Origin of the sequence: Sphingomonas sp. IBVSS2, from assembly GCF_002127225.1 — a bacterium.
GTDB lineage: Bacteria > Pseudomonadota > Alphaproteobacteria > Sphingomonadales > Sphingomonadaceae > Sphingomonas.
Genome location: NZ_NFUR01000003.1, coordinates 335,309 through 352,036, shown reverse-complemented (window position 1 = coordinate 352,036; position 16,728 = coordinate 335,309). Strand labels below are relative to the sequence as shown.

Genomic DNA, 16,728 nt, shown 5'->3' with positions numbered 1-16,728 from the left:
GTGGAGGGGTGCCTTTAGAAGCGGTTTTCGGATCGCGCAAGCCGTTGCGTGCAGTTTTCCACAAGCATAAGGCGCTGACATGCGATTTATTCTGCTGCTCAGCTTCGCCGGGCTCGCCGGCTGCACCCAGGCGACGGGCCGATATCCCTCGCTGCTGCCCCGCCCGATCGAATCGACGAGCCTCGCCGAGCCTGAGCGGCCGGTGCCGGTCGCGACGCCCGATGCCGCGCTCGACAAGCGAATCGCCGAGATCCGTGCGGCGCTGGATGCAGGCACCAAGGCCTTCACTGCCGGCGCCCAGGATGCCGAGGCCAGGATCGCCGTCTCGCGGGGCCTGCCCCAGGGCTCCGAGGCTTGGCTGCAGGCGCAGGTTGCGATGGGCCAGCTCGCCGAGCTGCGCCGCCCGGCCGTGACTGCCCTGTCCGAGCTGGACGAGCTGGCCGCCCAGCGCGGCGTCGACGGCCTGCCGCCCTATCCCACGCTCGATGCCGCCCTGGCCGATGCCGATCGGGCCGCCTCCTCGCAACAGGCAAGGATCGATTCGCTCGAAGCCGCGCTGGGCGGCACGGGCCGCTAGTCAGTTCCCCGCCAGTTCCGGGTGCAGCACCCGGAGCACCGGCATCACCGAAGCATAATCATCGGTCCAGGGCTCGAAACCGGGCCAGGACTGAAGCCGTCGCCAGCCGCCGCCGCGCGCCACCAGCCGGTCGAGCATCGTCTGGTCATGGCTGAGCGCGATCCATTCCGAAGCCGATTCGGCCTCGGGCTCGACCTGCTCCACCTTCGTGCCGCCGCCCGGCTGCGGCATGGCGACGAAATGCGGTTCCGGCTCATAGGACAGCCGCACCGCCTTCCAGCCACCGTCGCGCGCCGCGGCGGACACCACCGGCGCCAGCGCCATGAACCGGTTGGAGATGTGGACGAGCAGCAGCCCGTTGGGCGCGAGCACCCGGCCATAGGTGACGAAGGCCTGGCGCGTGAGCAGGTGCATCGGCACCGTGTCCGACGAGAAGGCGTCGAGCGCGAGCAGGTCCAGGCTGGCGCTCTGCGTCTCGGTGAGCCGGACGCGCGCGTCACCGATCGAGATGCGCGTCTGGGGCGCGCATTGCCGCAGGAAGGTGAACTTGCCCGAATCGCGGGCGAGATGGACGATCGCCGGATCGATCTCGAAGAAGCGCCAACTCTGGCCGGGCTTGGCATAGCAAGCGAGCGTGCCGGTGCCGAGGCCGACCACGCCGACGCGCGCGGCCGGGCCATAGAGATCGGGCAGCGCCTGCATCGCCTGCCCCACGCCCGATCCCGGCACGTAATAGGTGGTCGGCCGGGTCGAGAGCGCGCCCTTCAGCTGGATACCGTGCAGCGTGGTGCCGTGCGCGAGCTGGCGCTCATTGTCATAGTCGGTGACGGTGTAGACGCCGAAATAGCTGCGGGTGCGGGCGTCGGTGAGCGAGAGCTGGATCGAGCGATAGCCGCCGAACAGGATGAGCCCGCCGGCCAGCGCCGCGAGATAGGCCGGCCGGCGTCCCACCGCGAACAGCCCGAGCAGCGCGACGAGCACGAAGGCGATCTGCTCGTGCATGATGCCGAGCAGATTGCCGGGATTGGCCGCGCCGAGCCAGACCAGCAGCGCGACCAGCGCGACCAGCGTGATCGTCTTGCCGCGGGCGCCGTGCCGCCAGAAATCCCCGATCGCCGACAGAAGGAACATCTGCGGGCAGAGAGCTCCCGCCGCCAGGACGAGGAGGGGATATTCATAGGTCCAGTCGAACAGGATCGGCGCGATCAGGCCGGCGAACACGCCGCCGAGCACCCCGCCCACCGACATGGCGAGATAGAAGCCGGTGAGCCGGTCCGGCGCCGGCCGCAGGGCATACATGCGGGCATGCAGCGTCACCGAGACGGTGAAGAGCAGCAGCAGCCCGATGACGGCGTTGAGATAGGCGAGCTGCTGATGGCCGGCGATCAGTGTCGCGCCGAACATCAGGATGATCACCGGCGCGAACTTGGTGAGAATCTCGGGCAGCACCGCATTGTCGCGGAAAGCGACCGAGAAGCTCAGCAGATAGAGGCCGAGCGGCAGCACCCACAGCATCGGCACCGCGACGATGTCCGTGGTGAGGAAGGTGGTGGTCGCCAGCATCAGTCCCGAGGGGACCAGTGCTAGCGCGATCCAGTGGAACACCCGGCGCCAGGGCGGCGCGGGCGTATGGTGCGCGACATGCGGCTCGTCTTCCGCCCGGCGCGGCAGGCGCGCGGCACAGCCGGCGACGAGGAGCAGCACCAGCACGTAACCGCCGGTCCACAGCCAGCTCTGCCCCTTGAGCGCCAGATTGGGCTCGACGATCAATGGATAGGCGATCAGCCCGCCGAAGCTGCCGATATTGGAGGCGGCGTAAAGCGCATAGGGATCCCGCCCATGGCTGGCGATGCTGTACCAGCGCTGGAGAAGCGGCGCCTGGGCCGAGATCGCGAAGAACAGCGGGCCGATCGAGGCGACGAGCAGCCAGGGCACCCAGAGCGCCGGCTCCGCCTCGCCGGGCAATTCCATCGCGATCACGCCGATCGGCAACCAGAGCGCCGCTGCCAGGAGCACTGCGAGATGGATCGTCGCCTGGGCCCGGGGCGGCACCCGGCCGAGCCAATGCGCATAGGAATAGCCGCCGAGCAGCAGCGCCTGATAGACCAGCATCGCGCTGTTCCACACCGCGGGCGCGCCGCCCAATTGGGGCAGCGCCATGCGCGCGACCATGGGCTGGACGAGGAAGAGCAGAAAGGAGCCGGCGAGGATCGCGGCGACGAACAGCCAGCGCGTGGTGCGCGTGCCGGCCCGCGGCGTCACGTCGTCGATTGCATTCTCCATCGTTTCAGGCCCCCGCGCCGCTGTGCAGCGATTCGCCTTGCAGATGGATGAACCGCGCGCGGAACTTCACGAAGTTCGGGCTGTGGGGGCCCCGATTTCCCTCCCCGGAATCTCGGCCCTGCCCCGATATGGCGGGCTGCGGGATGTGCGACACGATCATGCCATGGACGCAAGCAGAGGAAATCCCGCTAGTAAAGGGTCTGGATGTGCCGGCGGTCCCCCTCTCCCTCCGGGAGAGGAATGCAGGCGGTTCCCGATACGGCCTCGCCGGGGGATCTCCGGATCGTAAAGAGGAAAGCGCCGACAGGCCCCGGTGCCTCACCCGAGGGGGCGTGCGATCCGATAGGTGATATGCGGGTTCAGCCAGTCGGGAGCCTGTGGATGGATGAAGTCGTCGGCGGGCGCGCGCGCCATTCCCAGGCGCTCCATCAGCCCCCAGCTTCGGCTGTTGCCGAGCACCGTCATCGCGGCGACCGTCGGCACGTCGAGATGGGCCCAGGCCCAGTCGAGGCTGGCCTGCGCGGCCTCGCGGGCATAGCCCTTGCCCCAATAGGCCGGAGCGAAGCGCCAGCCGATCTCGACTTCGCCGAAAAGCGGCGTGCCTTCCGGGCCGGGCTTGAGGCCGCAAAAGCCAAGGAACGCGCCGTCTTCCTTACGCTCGACTGCCCAGAAGCAATGGCCGTGCGCGTCGAGCAGGGCGTTCTGCCGCGCCATCGCGGCGTCGGCGGCCTCCGGGCCCATCGGCGGGCCGAGGAACTCCATCACTGCGGGATCCCGGCCCATGGCATGCCAGGCCGGGCGATCGCCGTCCCGCCAACGGCGCAGGATCAGGCGCTGGGTCTCGATCATCGGGCGCGCTCCAACAGGTAGACGATCATCGCGCCGACGGGGTCGTCAGGCCGATGCCCGCGCAGGCGGAAGTCGAGATCGGGGCGACGACGCATGCCGAGCCGCTCCATCAGCCCCCAGCTGCGGTCGTTCCCGATCGTCGTCCAGGCGCCGATCGCCGTCGCATCGAGATTGGCCCAGCCCCAGGCGATGCTCGCCTCGGCGGCCTCGCGGGCATAGCCCTTGCCCCAATGCGCCTCGGCAACGCGCCAGCCGATCTCCGGCATCCCGGCAACGGGCGCTTCGGCACCATAGTTGCTGGCGATACGGATGCCGCAACTGCCGACCAGTTCGCCGGTCTCGCGCAGCATCGTGGCCCAATAGCAGAAGCCATAACGGGCCTGATCCTCGAGCCGCCGCGCGAACATCGCATCGATGTCCACGGGCGCCTTCAGCCCGCCGAGCCTGGCCATCATCGCCGGTGTGTTGACCAGCGCCTCGAACGCCGGACGATCCTCAGGCGCCCAGGGCCGCAGGCGAAGGCGGGCGGTCTCGATCATGCCGGACGGTCGATCGTATAGACGATCATCGCGCCGAAGGGATCGCCGGGCGCATAATCGGGGTGCCGGAAATCGAGATCGGCGCGACGGTGCATGCCGAGCCGCTCCATCAGGCCCCAGCTGCGCGTGTTGCCGATCACCGTCCAGGCGGCGATGCGCGGGCGGGCGGTGTTGGCCCAGCTCCAGGCGATGCTTGCCTCGGCCGCTTCGCGGGCAATGCCCTGCCCCCAGAATCTCTCGCCGATGCGCCAGCCGATCTCCAGTTCCTCGGGCACCGGCGTGTCGGGATGGCCACCGATGCGCACGCCGCAGACGCCGGCCATCTCGCCGGTCTCGCGGAGCTCGACCACCCACATGCAATGGCCATGGCATTCCTGCTGCGCCATCATCTTGTCGATGATCGCATCATGCTTCGCCCGGGGCACGGGGCCGCCGAAATGCGCCATCATCGCCGGCGTATTGGCGAGGGCATGGAAGACGGGCTTGTCCGCCTCGCGCCAGGGGCGGAGGAGAAGGCGTTCGGTGGCGATCACCCGGCGAGCAGCCTTGCCGCCAGCGGCGCGTGATAGGTGAGCACGCCCGAGCAGCCGGCGCGGCGAAAGGCCATCAACGTCTCGAGCACCAGCGCCTCGCGCTCCCCTGCCCCGGCCGCCGCGGCGGCCTCGATCATCGCATACTCGCCGGAGACCTGATAGGCGAACACGGGCACCTGGAACGCGTCCTTCACGCGCAGGATGATGTCGAGATAGGGCAGCCCGGGCTTCACCATCACGCTGTCCGCGCCCTCGGCCAGGTCGAGCGCGACTTCCCGCAGCGCTTCCTCGGCATTGGCCGGATCCATCTGATAGGTCTTCTTGTCGCCCTTGAGCAGCCCGCGGCTGCCGACCGCGTCGCGGAACGGGCCGTAAAAGGCCGAGGCATATTTGGCGGCATAGGCCATGATCTGGACGTTGACATGGCCATTGGCCTCCAGCGCGCCGCGGATGGCGCCCACCCGGCCGTCCATCATGTCCGACGGGGCGACGATGTCCGCCCCCGCCTCGGCCTGGAGCAGTGCCTGGTCGACCAGCACGGCGCTGGTCTCGTCGTTCAGGACATAGCCCTGGGCGTCGACGATGCCGTCATGGCCGTGCGCGGTATAGGGATCGAGCGCTACGTCGGTGAGCACGCCGATATCGGGCACCGCGTCCTTGATCGCGCGGATCGCCCGGCACATCAGATTGTCCGGGTTGAGCGCCTCGCGCCCGTCATCGGTGCGCAGTTCCCGGGGCGTGTTGGGGAAGAGCGCCAGGCAGGGAATGCCGAGGTCGCGGGCCTCGCGCGCACGCGCTACGATGTCCTTCAGCCCCCAGCGCGAGACGCCGGGGAGCGAGGCGATCGGCTCTTCCGCCGTGCCTTCGGTTACGAAGAGCGGCCAGATCAGATTCGCCGGAGTGAGCACGGTTTCCGCATGCAGCCGGCGGCTCCATTCGGAGGCGCGGGTGCGGCGGAGGCGGAGCGCGGGATACTGACTCATGGCCGCGCTGATGCGCCCTCAGCAATTGGGTTGCAAGCGTCCCGCGGGCTCGGTGGCGGCAAGCGTCTCCTCCTCGACCGTGGCCGGCTCGGGCGGCACTTCGAGCACTTCGCTGCGCCAGCGGCCATAGCGATAATAAAGCGCCGCGAGCGCCAGCGAACAGGCGGACCCGATCGGGAAGGCCAGCCACAGCGCATCGCTGCCGAACCAGCGCTGGCCGAGGACGGCGAAGCCGAAGCGGATCGGGAAGAGCGTGATCGCCAGGATGACCAGGGGCGGCACGGTGGCGCCATTGGCCCGGACGGTGGAGAACAGCACCATGGTGGCGCCGAACATCACGAAGGTCCAGCTGGCGAGCAGCTGGATGTGGCGGGCGATCGGGATCGCCGGGCTGTCGCCGCCGACGAACAGCGCCATCACCGGGCGATCGAACAAAAGGATCGCGACGATCACCACCAGGGTGATCACCGTGTTGTAGACCAGTCCCGCGCGGGTGATCGCGTTCACCCGGCTCCATTTGCCCGCGCCGATATTCTGCGCGGCCATGCTCGACACGGCGACGCCGATCGCCATCGCCGGCATCTGGATATAGGTCCAGAGCTGCTGCGAGACGGCATAGGCCGCGGCGGTGTCGACGCCCAGCCGGTTCACCAGCCCGATCATGGTGAGGCCGGCGGTGGACATGACGAGCATCTGCGCGCCCATCGGCAGCCCCTTGGCGACGATGGTGCGGACCAGCGCCCTTTCCGGGATCAGGTAATGCAGCTCATGGCCCCGCAGCCGCACCGGCAGGTCGCGCCAATAGACATAGAGGAGCAGGCCGAAGGACGAGACCAGTCCGGCGAGCAGCGTCGCGGTGGCCGAGCCGGCGATGCCCATGCGGGGGAACGGGCCGATGCCCTGGATCAGCAGCGGGTTGAGCCCGGCGTCGATCGTGACGCTCAGCACCATGAACCAGAGCGGGGTGATCGAATCGCCGGTGCCGCGCAGGCTCATCTGGATGAGCACGCCGAGCATGCTGAACGGCAGGCCGAGGAAGATGACGCGCAGATAGTCGCGCGCCATGTCCTGCGCCTCGCCGGGGGTGGCGAGCAGGCGGAGGATCTGCGGCGCGAACAGCCAGCCGAGCACCGCGATCACCACCGCGCCGCCCATCACCAGCCCGATCGCCGAGCCGAAGGCGCGCCGCGCCGCCTCGACGTCGCGCCGGCCCATCGACTGGCCGATCAGGATCGTCGCCGCCATGCCGAAGCCGAACACCGCCGAGAACATCAGGAACATGATGATGTTGGCATTGGCGGTCGCCGCCAGCGCCTGCTCGCCCAGGAAGCGGCCGACCCAGATCGAGTTGATCGAGCCGTTCAGCGACTGGAGGATGTTCGAGCCGAGCGTGGGCAGCGCGAACAGCAGCAGCGTCCGGCTGATCGGGCCCTGCGTCAGGTCGTGGCGTTGGAGAGGACCGGCCATGGCGCTCGCTCTGGTTGGAGTCGGCGGAAAGGGACCTCCCGCCTCCCCCCTCACCAGCACCGGGCGACGATCAGGTCAAGCCGTGCGGACGCTCCGGCGGCGCATGACCCAGAGCGCGATGGTGCCCAGCGCGAACAGGCCCAGGGCTTCCTCCGGGATCGGGCTGGGATCGCCGCCGCCCGGATTGGTGGTGCCCGGCGGCGTATAGGTGCCGATATAGGTGCCGAGGTGGAACTCGCCGTTCTGGACGAGGCTGCCGAACACCGCCGAACCCTGGATATAGTTGCCGGTGGTCGCCGCCGCGTTCGGTGCGAGCACCGATCCGCCCCAGGCGGTGGTGGCGTTCAGCGTCTTCGCGTCGGGGAAGTTCCAGATCACATGCTGGCCCAGCCCCTGGGTGCCGCCCAGGAAATTGTCGTTGAGCGTCACGTTCGCGCCGCTGACGTTGACGATCGCGGTGTCGGCGCCGTTCAGGTTGAACTGGATCTCGCCGATCCTGTCGAGATCGGCGGCACTGATGTTGAACACCGCCACGCCGTCCGCATTGGGCACGGCGTTGAAGGTGCCGCGATTGCCGGCGATCGCCAGGTTGCTGTTCGCATCGAGCCCGCCCAGCGTGCGCGACAGGTCGGTCAGGCTGCTGGTGAGCAGGCTGCCCTGCTGCTTCAGATTGACCGAGAAGGCCGGGTCGCTCGCCGACAGGCCCGACCGCACCGTGTTCTGGTTGACGTTGGTGTTGGCGATCGTACCGCCCACCTTCACCGTCTGGGCGGGGCCATTGAGGTTGAAGCCGCTGTTGACGTTGCCGCCGATCACCGCGCCCGAGCCGTTGTTGAGGTTCTTGGTCGAGCCGTTGACGTCGCCCACCACGGTGAGGCCGGGGACGCCGAGCGGGCTCGGGGCGGGATTGGCGATCTGATAGTTGGACGAATTGCCGTTGAGGTTGCCGCCCACGAAGGTGCGCCCCTCCACTTCCGACGACGAGGTCAGGTCGCCGAGCACGACCAGGTTCCAGGTGCGCAGCGCATCGAGCCCGGCGATGGACTGGGCGGACGCAGGCACGGCGGCAAACAACGCCGCCGCGGCAATGCCGGCGGGAAGCAGGAAGCGGTTCATGGCGACTCCGAGGGGTTAACGACTCGGAGGCGGTTAAAGGGGCTGGAGGCGCCCGGGGATATTGAGAACTATGGTTAACGGCGTCCCGTATCGGGAGGTTCGCCGAAATGGGTATTGCCGCCCCATTCCGTCACCCCGGCTTTCGCCGGGATGACGGTCCATGGATCAGCCCAGCCGCGCCAGCGCCGCCGACAGCCGTTCGGCCTCGGCCGCCTTTTCGGCATGGTCGGCCCGGGCCTTCTCGACGGCCTCGGGCTTCGCCTTCTCGACGAAGCTGGCATTGCTCAGCCGGCCTGCCAGGCCATCGCGCTCCTTCTCGGCCGCGGCGATCGCCTTGGCGAGGCGCGCCTTCTCGGCTTCGATGTCGACCACATCGCCGAGCGGCACCACGAAGGTCGCCTCGTCGATGATGATCTGCAGCGAGCCGCCGGCAGGCACTTCGCCCGCAGCCTGGTCGACACGGGCGAGGCGCGCCAGCGCGGCTGCCTGGCGGCCCAGGCGCGCGCCGGTCTCGGCCGAGGCGTCATGCACGAACACCGGCAGGCGGGCACCCGGCGGCACGTTCAGCTCGGTGCGGGCGGCCCGGATCTCGCTCACCAGCCGGATCAGCCAGTCGATCTCCTTTGCCGCCGCCGGATCGAGCGCACGGGCATCGGCCATCGGCCATTTCGCCACGATCAGCTCGTGATCGCGCGGCCCCATCTTCGACCACAGCTCCTCGGTGATGAAGGGCATGAACGGGTGGAGCATCACCAGGATCTGGTCGAGCACCCAGCCCGCCACCGCGCGGGTCTCCTCGGCGCCCTCCGCGCCTTCGCCCTGGAGCACCGGCTTGATCAGCTCGAGATACCAGTCGCAGAAGCGGCTCCAGACGAACTGGTAGATCGCGTTCGCCGCCTCGTCGAAGCGCAGGTCCGCCAGCGCGAGGTCGATCGCCTGCACGGTGGCGACCGTCTCGGCGATGATCCAGCGATTGACCGCGAGCGCCGCCTCGGGCGCCTCGAGCGTGGTCGAGGCCGAGATGCCGTTCGACTGGGCGAAGCGCGCCGCGTTCCACAGCTTGGTCGCGAAGTTGCGATAGCCCTCGATCCGGCGCTCATCCATCTTGATGTCGCGGCCCTGGCTTTCCATCGCCGCCATGAAGAAGCGCAGCGCATCGGCGCCATAGCTGTCGATCAGCCCGAGCGGATTGACGACATTGCCCTTGGACTTGGACATTTTCTGCCCGTCCGCCGCACGAACAAGACCGTGGAGATACAGGGTCTTGAAGGGCACTGCTTTCATGAAGTGCAAGCCCTGCATCATCATGCGGGCATCCCAGAAGAACAGGATGTCGAAGCCCGAGATCAACACGTCGTTGGGATAGCGCCCGCCGAGCGTCGGGTCGGGATTCTCCGGCCAGCCCATCGTGGCGAAGGGCCACAACGCGGAGGAGAACCAGGTGTCGAGCACGTCATTGTCCTGGACGAGCTTCACGCCCTCCCCGGCCTGTGCCTGGGCTTCCGCCTCGGTCTCGGCGACGAAGATGCTGCCATCCTCCGCGAACCAGGCCGGAATGCGGTGCCCCCACCAGAGCTGGCGGCTCACGCACCAGGGCTGGATGTTCTCCATCCAGTTGAAATAGGTCTTCTCCCAGCTCTTCGGCACGATCTTGGTCGCGCCCGAGCGCACGGCCTCGATCGCCGGCCTGGCGAGCGTCGCGGCATCGACATACCATTGGTCGGTCAGCCAGGGCTCGATCACGTCGCCCGAGCGATCGCCGAACGGCGTCGCGATCGTGCGCGGCTCGGCGTCGTGCTCCACGCCGTCCTTGTCGACATGCGGGATCAGGAAGCCTTCTTCCTTCAGCCGCGCGACCACCAGCTTGCGCGCCTCGAACCGGTCGATGCCGAGCAGTTCGGCGGGGATCAGCCCGTCCGATGTCTGGGTGATGCGGGCCTTGGCATCGAGCATGTTGAGCATGTCGCGCGCCTCGATCCCGGCCCGCCTGCCGACCTCGAAGTCGTTGAAGTCATGCCCCGGCGTGATCTTCACCGCGCCCGAGCCCAGCTCGGGATCGGCATGCTCGTCGGTAACGATCGGGACCAGGCGGCCGGTGATCGGCAGCCTGACCATCTTGCCGACCATATCGGTGTAGCGCGTGTCCTCGGCGTTCACCGCCACGGCCATGTCGGCCAGCATCGTCTCGGGGCGCGTGGTCGCCACCTCGATGAAGCCCGATCCGTCGGCGAGCGGGTATTTAAGGTGCCAGAAGCTGCCCTTGACGTCCTTGGTCTCGACTTCGAGGTCGCTGATCGCGGTGCCCAGGCCCGGGTCCCAGTTCACCAGGCGCTTGTCGCGATAGAGCAGGCCCTGCCTGTGCAGTTCGACGAACACCTTGAGGACGGCCTTGGAAAAGCCCTCGTCCATGGTGAAGCGTTCGTTCGCCCAGTCCATCGAGCAGCCGAGGCGGCGGAGCTGCTGGGTGATCTCGCCGCCGCTCTCCTCCTTCCACTCCCAGACCTTGGCGACGAACTCCTCGCGCGTGAAGTCGGTGCGCTTCTGCTGCCTGAGGTTCATCTGGCGCTCGACGACCATCTGGGTCGCGATGCCGGCATGGTCGGTGCCCACCACCCAGCGCGCATCCTTGCCCTTCAGCCGGGCGTGGCGGACGAGGATGTCCTGCAGCGTGTTGTCGAGCGCGTGGCCGATATGCAGGCTGCCGGTCACGTTGGGCGGCGGGTTCACCAGCGTCCAGGGATCGGCGCCGTCACGCTCGGGGCGGAACAGGCCGTTGGCTTCCCAATGCCGGTACCAGCGGGATTCGAGCTCGGCGGGGTCGAAGGTCTTGGGCAGTTCGGTGGTCATGCCCCTGCCCTTAGCGAGGTGTTTGCGTGGTGCAAACTCCCCTTCCGCTTGCGGGAGGGGCGGGGGGAGGGCTTGTCAAAAATGCGAAGGGCGTGCCGTTGCCGGTCACGCCCTCCCCTAGCCCCTCCCGCAAGCGGAAGGGGAAGGTCTACAGCCTCATTTCGCCGCCGCGGTGCCGGCGTCCTGCGGCTTGCCGGTATACCGGCCCAGCCAGCCGAGCACGGTGCCATACCATTGCATCGAGTTCTTCGGCTTGAGCACCCAATGGTTCTCGTCCGGGAACACCAGCAGCTTGGACGGGATCTCGCGACGCTGGAGCGCGGTGAAAGCGGCCAGGCCCTGGGTATAGGGAATGCGGAAGTCCTTCTCGCTGGTGATCACCAGCTGCGGGGTCTCCCATTTGTCGACATGATTGACCGGGTTCCACTTCTCGAACGCCGCGGGATCCTCGAAATAGGCCTTGCCGCCATGTTCCCATTCGTCGAACCACAGCTCCTCGGTCTCATAGGCCATGGCGCGAGCGTCGAACACGCCGTCATGCTGGACGATGCACTTGAATCGATCGGGCCACTGCCCCTCGATCCAGTTCATCATATAGCCGCCATAGGAAGCACCGAGCGCGCAGGCATTGTCGGCGTCGAGGTACGAGAACTTGTCGGTCGCGGCCTTCAGGCCCTTTTGCAGGTCCTCGAGCGGCCAGCCGCCCCAATTGTTGCGGATCGCGTCGGTAAAGGCCTGGCCATAGCCGGTGGAGCCGTGGAAATCGACCGCGACCACCGCATAGCCGGCGCCGGCGAACACCGCCGGGTTCCAGCGATAGGACCAGCTGTTGTTGCTGCTCCCCTGCGGGCCGCCATGGACGATGAAGGCGATCGGCGCCTTCCTGCCCTCGGCCAGGCTGGCCGGGCGCACCGAATAGCCCCAGACGGTGTCGTTGTTGGCACCGGCGAAGCTGAAGCGCTCGACCTTCGGCAGGTCGATGCCGGCGAGCTTCTCGGCGTTGACCGAGGTCAGCCGGGTGCTCGCCTTGCCCTTGAGCTGGTAGAAATCGTCCGGCGCGGTGAGGCTGTTCATCGAATAGACGATGCCCCCCTTGGTAGGCACCACCGCGGTAACATTGCCAAGCTGGGTGAGCCGCGCGACCTTGCCGGTCAGCGGGTCGACCGACCAGATCGGGTTCTCCTGCGTATCCTCGGCCGTGACGTAGATGGTCCTGGAATCCGGCGCCCAGGCGATCGAGCCGACCGACCGATCCCAGGCCTGGGTCAGCGCCCTGGTCTCGCCGGTGGCGAGGTTGCGCAGCTGGAGCACCTGGCGATCGGCCTCATAGGTGGCGCGGGCCATCGAGAAATAGGCGAGCCATTTGCCGTCGGGCGAGACGGTGGGGAGATTGTCCATCCCCTCATTCGCCTTGGTGAGGTTCACCGGCGCCGAGCTGCCGTCCGCCGGGGCGGCGAAAATGTCGAGATTGGTCGACTTGGCCTCGATCCGGCCCGCCTCGCGCAGGGCGAAATAGACGGTCTTGCCATCGGCGCTCCAGGCGACTTCCTCGCCGCCGCCAAAGGGCTTGGAGGGGCTGTCGCCGATCAGGCCGCCTTCGATGGCGACCCCGTTGCCCGTCGCGCCGTTCGGGCCGAAGGGCAGCACGAACAGCTGCGAGCGCTCGCCGTTCGACCATGTATCCCAGTGACGGACGAACAGCTGGCCATAAGTGCGCCCGGAACCGGCATTCGGATCCTTCTTGACCATCGCCGGCTCCAGGCTGGGCGCGCCGGGCTTGCGATCGGCCCAGACGAGCAGCTTGCTGCCGTCGGGCGAGACCTTGAAGCCGTTGAACCCGCCCGGGATGTGCGTGAGCTGAACCGGGGTGCCGCCGGTGACCGCGATGCCCCACACGGCATCCTCGCCGCCCTTGTCCGACTGGAACCACACCGTCTTGCCGTCGGCGGAGAATTGCGGACTGGTCTCGTTGACATCGGCCTCGGCGACGAGCTTCTCGGGCCTGGCACCTTTCACGGTGAGGTCGAGGCGCCACAGATCGTAGCGGCCCCGGTTGGCGGCAAGATCGGTCTCGCGCTGCTGCCAGACCAGCCATTTGCCGTCGGGCGAAACCGCGGGAGCGCCGACCCGCGACAAGGTGGCGACGTCCTGGATGGTGAGATCACGCGCCAGCGCGGGCGTAGCGGCGGAAGCGAGCGCGACGCCCGCGAGCAGGATATATTTCATGCCGCGAGGATAGCCGGAAGGTTGCGGCTGTTACAATCGGTCAGCGCCGCCAAACCGGCCATAATTCGCCACCCCGACGAAAGCCGGGGTCTCGTGCGGCCCCCTTCCCGCCTTCGCCTGAGATCCCGGCTTTCGCCGGGATGACCAGAAGGGAATATGAGGCGGCCTATTGCCGCCCGGTGATCCGCGAAATCTCGCGGGCGACCATCTCTTCCACCAGCCGGGGCAGATTGGCGTCGAGCCAGTCGCGCAGCATCGGCTTCAGCATCTCGCGCACCATGCCCTCGAGCGTGTCGGTGCCGGTCACCTCCGGCTTCACCACCATCCGCGACAGCGCCTCGAGCGGGCCGCGAGTCGCTTCGGCGGCACGATCGGACAGGATCGGGTCGGCGGGCGGCTCGGCAACAGCCTTCGGGGCGGCTTCGGGCGGCGTTGGGGAACCCATCGACATCGGGGTCGGCGTCTCCACTCTGTCCTCGTCGACCGGCTGACTCAGCTCGAGCACTTCGTCGATGGCGGCGGATTTCTCCGCCACCGTCGCCGCACGTCCGCCGCGGCGCGCACGCGTCGCGATCGCAGCATCGCCTTCCTCGGCGATGATGCGCTTGATGGAGGAAAGAATCTCCTCCATCGACGGCTCGCTACTGATGTCCCCCATCAACCGGCTACTCCTGAAAGCCCCGGAGGCGCGTCATCAGGGATTTTTACGGTTAATGTCAACAGGCCGTGTCGCATCGCCGCGCTGAAGCACGGGATCGAGCGAGGTGGTGGTGACGGCCGGCGTCTGCGCGGGCGTCTGGTTGGTGCGGGTGCCCACCGGCTGCGGTTCGGGATCGTCGTTGCGATCCGACCAGCGATTCTTCACGCGCTTGTAGTTGACGTCGGGATCGTAGAGCGGCCCGCCGTCAAGGTTAAGATCGCGCGCCTCGGCCCGGCCCATCGCCGCCAGCAGCGTGAAGCCGGCGACATAGGCATCGCGCTCGGCGGTGACGTAATTGACCTGGCTGGTGAGCAGTTCCTGCTCGGCATTCAGAATGTCGAGGATCGTGCGGGTGCCGACGCTGTTCTCGGCGCGGACGCCCTCCAGGCTCAGCTTGTTGGCATCCACGGCGACCCGCGACGATTCGATCACGCGCAGCGCCGATTGGTAGTTGGCATAGGCGGAGCGCACCTGGGCGATCACGCCGCGCTCGGTGAGCGTCACCGTTTCCAGCGCCGAGGCCCGGCGCGCCTGGGCCTGGCGCACCTGCGCCGCCGGAAGGCCGCCCTGGAAGACCGGCAGGGTGAGCTGCGCGCCGATGGTGTTGGAGATGCCGTCGGGGTTCTGGCCGCCGAGCGTATGCGCCTGGGCGCTGAGCGAACCCAGATAGTTGTAATAGCTGCTGCCGGCGGTCAGCGAGAGCCTTGGCGAGCGGCCGGCCTTGGCCGCCTTCACGTCGAACGCGCTCGCGTCGCGCTGCTTCTGCGCGGCCTCGAGATCGGGATTGTTGCCGATCGCAGCCTGCTCCGCATCCTGCACATCGTTGGGCAGGTTCGGCAGCGCCGGCGGCTGGGCGAGGACGCCCGGCGGCGCACCGATCACGCGGATATAGTTTTCCCGCGAGCCGATCAGCCCGGCTTCCGCGGTCCGCAACTGGCTCTGGGCAAGCGCCAGACGCGCTTCGGACTGGGCGACGTCGGTACGCGTGAGGTCGCCCACCTCGAACCGGTCGCGGGTCGCCTGGAGGTTGACCTCGAGGACATGGACGTTCTGCTGGTTGAGGCGCACGATCGCCTCGAAGCGCAGCACGTCGACATAGGCGGTCACCGAATCGGTGAAGAGCTGGGCCTCGGCACCGCGCAGGCTGGCCTGGCCGGCATCGACGCGAGTCTCGGCCGCACGGACCGAATTGCGCACCGCGCCGCCCGAATAGATCGGCATCGACAGATTGACGCCCAGGCGCGCCGTGCGGGTCGGGCCCGCGAGCGGACCGGACAAGGCGTCGCTGTCGTAGACGCTGTCGCTGAGCGAGCCCGTGCCGTTCACGCCGGGGCGGCCGGCGGACCTGGCGATCGGCACATTCTCGTCATTGGCGCGCTGGTTGGCGCGCTGCGACTGGAGGCCCGGATTGGTGTTGTAGGCGAGCACCAGCGCGTCGCGCAGCGTGGTGGTCGGCTGCGCGGCCTGGGCCGGTGCGCCGGTGCCCACCACCTGCACGGGAGTGTCGGTGCCGGCGCGCGTCGTCGTGGTCTGCGCGGCGGCAGGCACGGCGATCGCGACAAGACTGGCGCCCAGAAACAGAGAGGAAATTCGCATGAGCCTCTTTCAGATCAGAATTGAAAGGTTCGTAGGCGCTCGAAACCAGGAAGAACTGCACATTCGATATCGGCGAAATCGACGAGGCCGAAGCCCCCTTCGGTGCGACGGCCCGCCGCAAGGCGCGTCACGCCGCGATCCAGGAGACCGGTCACCACCCGCCCGTCGGGCGCGAGCTGGTCGAGCAACGCCGCGGGAAGCGCCTCGACCGCGCCGTCGACGACGAGCAGGTCATAAGGGCCTTGCGCGGCATGGCCGGCGGCGAGCGGCCCCTCGACCAGCTCGACATTGGCATAGGCGGCGAGCGCGTTGCGGGCGAGCGCCGAAAGGCCGGGCTCCTCCTCCACCGCGACCACCGAATTGGCGAGACCGGCGAGCAAGGCCGCCGCATAGCCGCCCGCGGCGCCGATCAGCAGCACCTTGTCGGCCGGGCGGATCTCGGCGGCGGTGAGCAGCCGCCCCGTGGCGAGCGGCAGGTTGTGGCTGCGCCCCCCGGCGAGCGGCAGCAGCGTGTCGCGATAGGCGATCGCGCGATGCGCCTCGGGAAGGAAGTCCTCGCGCGGCAGGCGCGCCATCGCCTCGACCACGCGCGCGTCGTTCACCGCGTTGGTGCGCAGCTGGCTGGCGACCATCGCATGGCGCATCACATCGAAGCGGTTCGCCTCGGCAGGCGCGGAATCTACCGTAAGAGCCATCATTACCCCGGCTATCTGGCACAACCGTGTTAGCTGTGCAATACACTGATTATGTAGGGCGGCTTGTATCCCCTTCGCAACGCTTCGCCAAGCAATGCACGCAGCTATTTTTGCACTGCAATGTTGACAGCAGGCAAAGCACCTGCGCATTGCCGCCGCTCGCTCCGAGGCCCGATGGCGGAGTGGTGACGCAGAGGACTGCAAATCCTTGCACGCCGGTTCGATTCCGGCTCGGGCCTCCACTTCTTCTTACAGCATCACCACTTCATTGTCCGCGTCCCGGCGCCGGCATTGTCGCCGCATGTGTGTCTTTCCCG

13 protein-coding genes and 1 tRNA gene are annotated in these 16,728 nt (G+C 67.9%); 2 read left to right on the top strand and 12 right to left on the bottom strand.

The window, feature by feature from the left end; translation table 11 throughout:
* Positions 1 to 79: 79 nt before the first annotated feature.
* Complete coding sequence (locus tag CAP40_RS11865) at positions 80 to 577, top strand: hypothetical protein (RefSeq protein WP_086129722.1); 498 nt, start codon at positions 80 to 82, stop codon at positions 575 to 577.
* On the opposite strand, the gene CAP40_RS11860 is transcribed toward CAP40_RS11865, so the two are convergent.
* The 12 genes from CAP40_RS11860 to CAP40_RS11805 all read right to left on the bottom strand — a co-directional run bounded on the left by CAP40_RS11860 (position 578) and on the right by CAP40_RS11805 (position 16,411).
* A complete protein-coding gene (locus CAP40_RS11860; RefSeq protein ID WP_086129721.1) occupies positions 578 to 2,860 on the bottom strand; it encodes a fused MFS/spermidine synthase in 2,283 nt (760 codons plus the stop codon).
* 318 nt (positions 2,861 to 3,178) lie between these two features.
* A complete protein-coding gene (locus CAP40_RS11855) occupies positions 3,179 to 3,709 on the bottom strand; it encodes a GNAT family N-acetyltransferase (RefSeq protein ID WP_086129720.1) in 531 nt (176 codons plus the stop codon).
* Positions 3,706 to 4,248 (bottom strand): GNAT family N-acetyltransferase, encoded by a 543-nt coding sequence (locus CAP40_RS11850; protein WP_086129719.1) that lies wholly within the window; start codon positions 4,246 to 4,248, stop codon positions 3,706 to 3,708. The genes CAP40_RS11855 and CAP40_RS11850 overlap by 4 nt, the downstream gene beginning before the upstream one ends.
* Complete coding sequence (locus CAP40_RS11845) at positions 4,245 to 4,781, bottom strand: GNAT family N-acetyltransferase (protein ID WP_086129718.1); 537 nt, start codon at positions 4,779 to 4,781, stop codon at positions 4,245 to 4,247. Before CAP40_RS11845 ends, CAP40_RS11850 begins: the two co-directional genes overlap by 4 nt.
* Positions 4,778 to 5,764: a porphobilinogen synthase gene (gene hemB / locus CAP40_RS11840; protein ID WP_086129717.1), complete on the bottom strand. Its 987-nt coding sequence runs from the start codon at positions 5,762 to 5,764 to the stop codon at positions 4,778 to 4,780. Before hemB ends, CAP40_RS11845 begins: the two co-directional genes overlap by 4 nt.
* 18 nt (positions 5,765 to 5,782) lie before the next feature.
* Entirely contained in the window at positions 5,783 to 7,231 is a 1,449-nt protein-coding gene (locus CAP40_RS11835; protein ID WP_086129716.1) for an MATE family efflux transporter, read from the bottom strand.
* Positions 7,232 to 7,306: 75 nt separating this feature from the next.
* On the bottom strand, positions 7,307 to 8,347 hold the full coding sequence (locus CAP40_RS11830; protein ID WP_086129715.1) for a choice-of-anchor A family protein: 1,041 nt from the start codon (positions 8,345 to 8,347) through the stop codon (positions 7,307 to 7,309).
* 165 nt (positions 8,348 to 8,512) lie between these two features.
* Complete coding sequence (locus CAP40_RS11825) at positions 8,513 to 11,194, bottom strand: valine--tRNA ligase (protein WP_086129714.1); 2,682 nt, start codon at positions 11,192 to 11,194, stop codon at positions 8,513 to 8,515.
* A 156-nt stretch (positions 11,195 to 11,350) separates the two neighbouring features.
* Positions 11,351 to 13,420, bottom strand: a complete 2,070-nt coding sequence (locus tag CAP40_RS11820) for a S9 family peptidase (protein ID WP_086129713.1) — start codon at positions 13,418 to 13,420, stop codon at positions 11,351 to 11,353.
* 166 nt (positions 13,421 to 13,586) lie between these two features.
* On the bottom strand, positions 13,587 to 14,078 hold the full coding sequence (locus tag CAP40_RS11815) for a DUF2497 domain-containing protein (RefSeq protein ID WP_086129712.1): 492 nt from the start codon (positions 14,076 to 14,078) through the stop codon (positions 13,587 to 13,589).
* Positions 14,079 to 14,114: 36 nt separating this feature from the next.
* Positions 14,115 to 15,716 (bottom strand): TolC family outer membrane protein, encoded by a 1,602-nt coding sequence (locus CAP40_RS11810; protein ID WP_086129711.1) that lies wholly within the window; start codon positions 15,714 to 15,716, stop codon positions 14,115 to 14,117.
* Between the two features lie 14 nt (positions 15,717 to 15,730).
* Complete coding sequence (locus CAP40_RS11805) at positions 15,731 to 16,411, bottom strand: protein-L-isoaspartate O-methyltransferase (RefSeq protein WP_086130081.1); 681 nt, start codon at positions 16,409 to 16,411, stop codon at positions 15,731 to 15,733.
* Positions 16,412 to 16,579: 168 nt separating this feature from the next.
* Between CAP40_RS11805 and CAP40_RS11800 the strand changes: the two genes are divergently transcribed.
* A tRNA-Cys gene (locus CAP40_RS11800) sits at positions 16,580 to 16,653 on the top strand.
* Positions 16,654 to 16,728 lie beyond the last annotated feature (75 nt).

Bases quoted from the DNA above. Each gene is read 5' to 3' on its own strand.
- CAP40_RS11830 (WP_086129715.1), bottom strand. From the start codon at position 8,347: ATGAACCGCTTCCTGCTTCCCGCCGGCATTGCCGCGGCGGCGTTGTTT.
- CAP40_RS11815 (WP_086129712.1), bottom strand. From the start codon at position 14,078: ATGGGGGACATCAGTAGCGAGCCGTCGATGGAGGAGATTCTTTCCTCC.
- CAP40_RS11805 (WP_086130081.1), bottom strand. From the start codon at position 16,411: ATGGCTCTTACGGTAGATTCCGCGCCTGCCGAGGCGAACCGCTTCGAT.
- hemB (WP_086129717.1), bottom strand. From the start codon at position 5,764: ATGAGTCAGTATCCCGCGCTCCGCCTCCGCCGCACCCGCGCCTCCGAA.
- CAP40_RS11820 (WP_086129713.1), bottom strand. From the start codon at position 13,420: ATGAAATATATCCTGCTCGCGGGCGTCGCGCTCGCTTCCGCCGCTACG.
- CAP40_RS11855 (WP_086129720.1), bottom strand. From the start codon at position 3,709: ATGATCGAGACCCAGCGCCTGATCCTGCGCCGTTGGCGGGACGGCGAT.
- CAP40_RS11850 (WP_086129719.1), bottom strand. From the start codon at position 4,248: ATGATCGAGACCGCCCGCCTTCGCCTGCGGCCCTGGGCGCCTGAGGAT.
- CAP40_RS11810 (WP_086129711.1), bottom strand. From the start codon at position 15,716: ATGCGAATTTCCTCTCTGTTTCTGGGCGCCAGTCTTGTCGCGATCGCC.
- CAP40_RS11860 (WP_086129721.1), bottom strand. From the start codon at position 2,860: ATGGAGAATGCAATCGACGACGTGACGCCGCGGGCCGGCACGCGCACC.
- CAP40_RS11835 (WP_086129716.1), bottom strand. From the start codon at position 7,231: ATGGCCGGTCCTCTCCAACGCCACGACCTGACGCAGGGCCCGATCAGC.
- CAP40_RS11865 (WP_086129722.1), top strand. From the start codon at position 80: ATGCGATTTATTCTGCTGCTCAGCTTCGCCGGGCTCGCCGGCTGCACC.
- CAP40_RS11825 (WP_086129714.1), bottom strand. From the start codon at position 11,194: ATGACCACCGAACTGCCCAAGACCTTCGACCCCGCCGAGCTCGAATCC.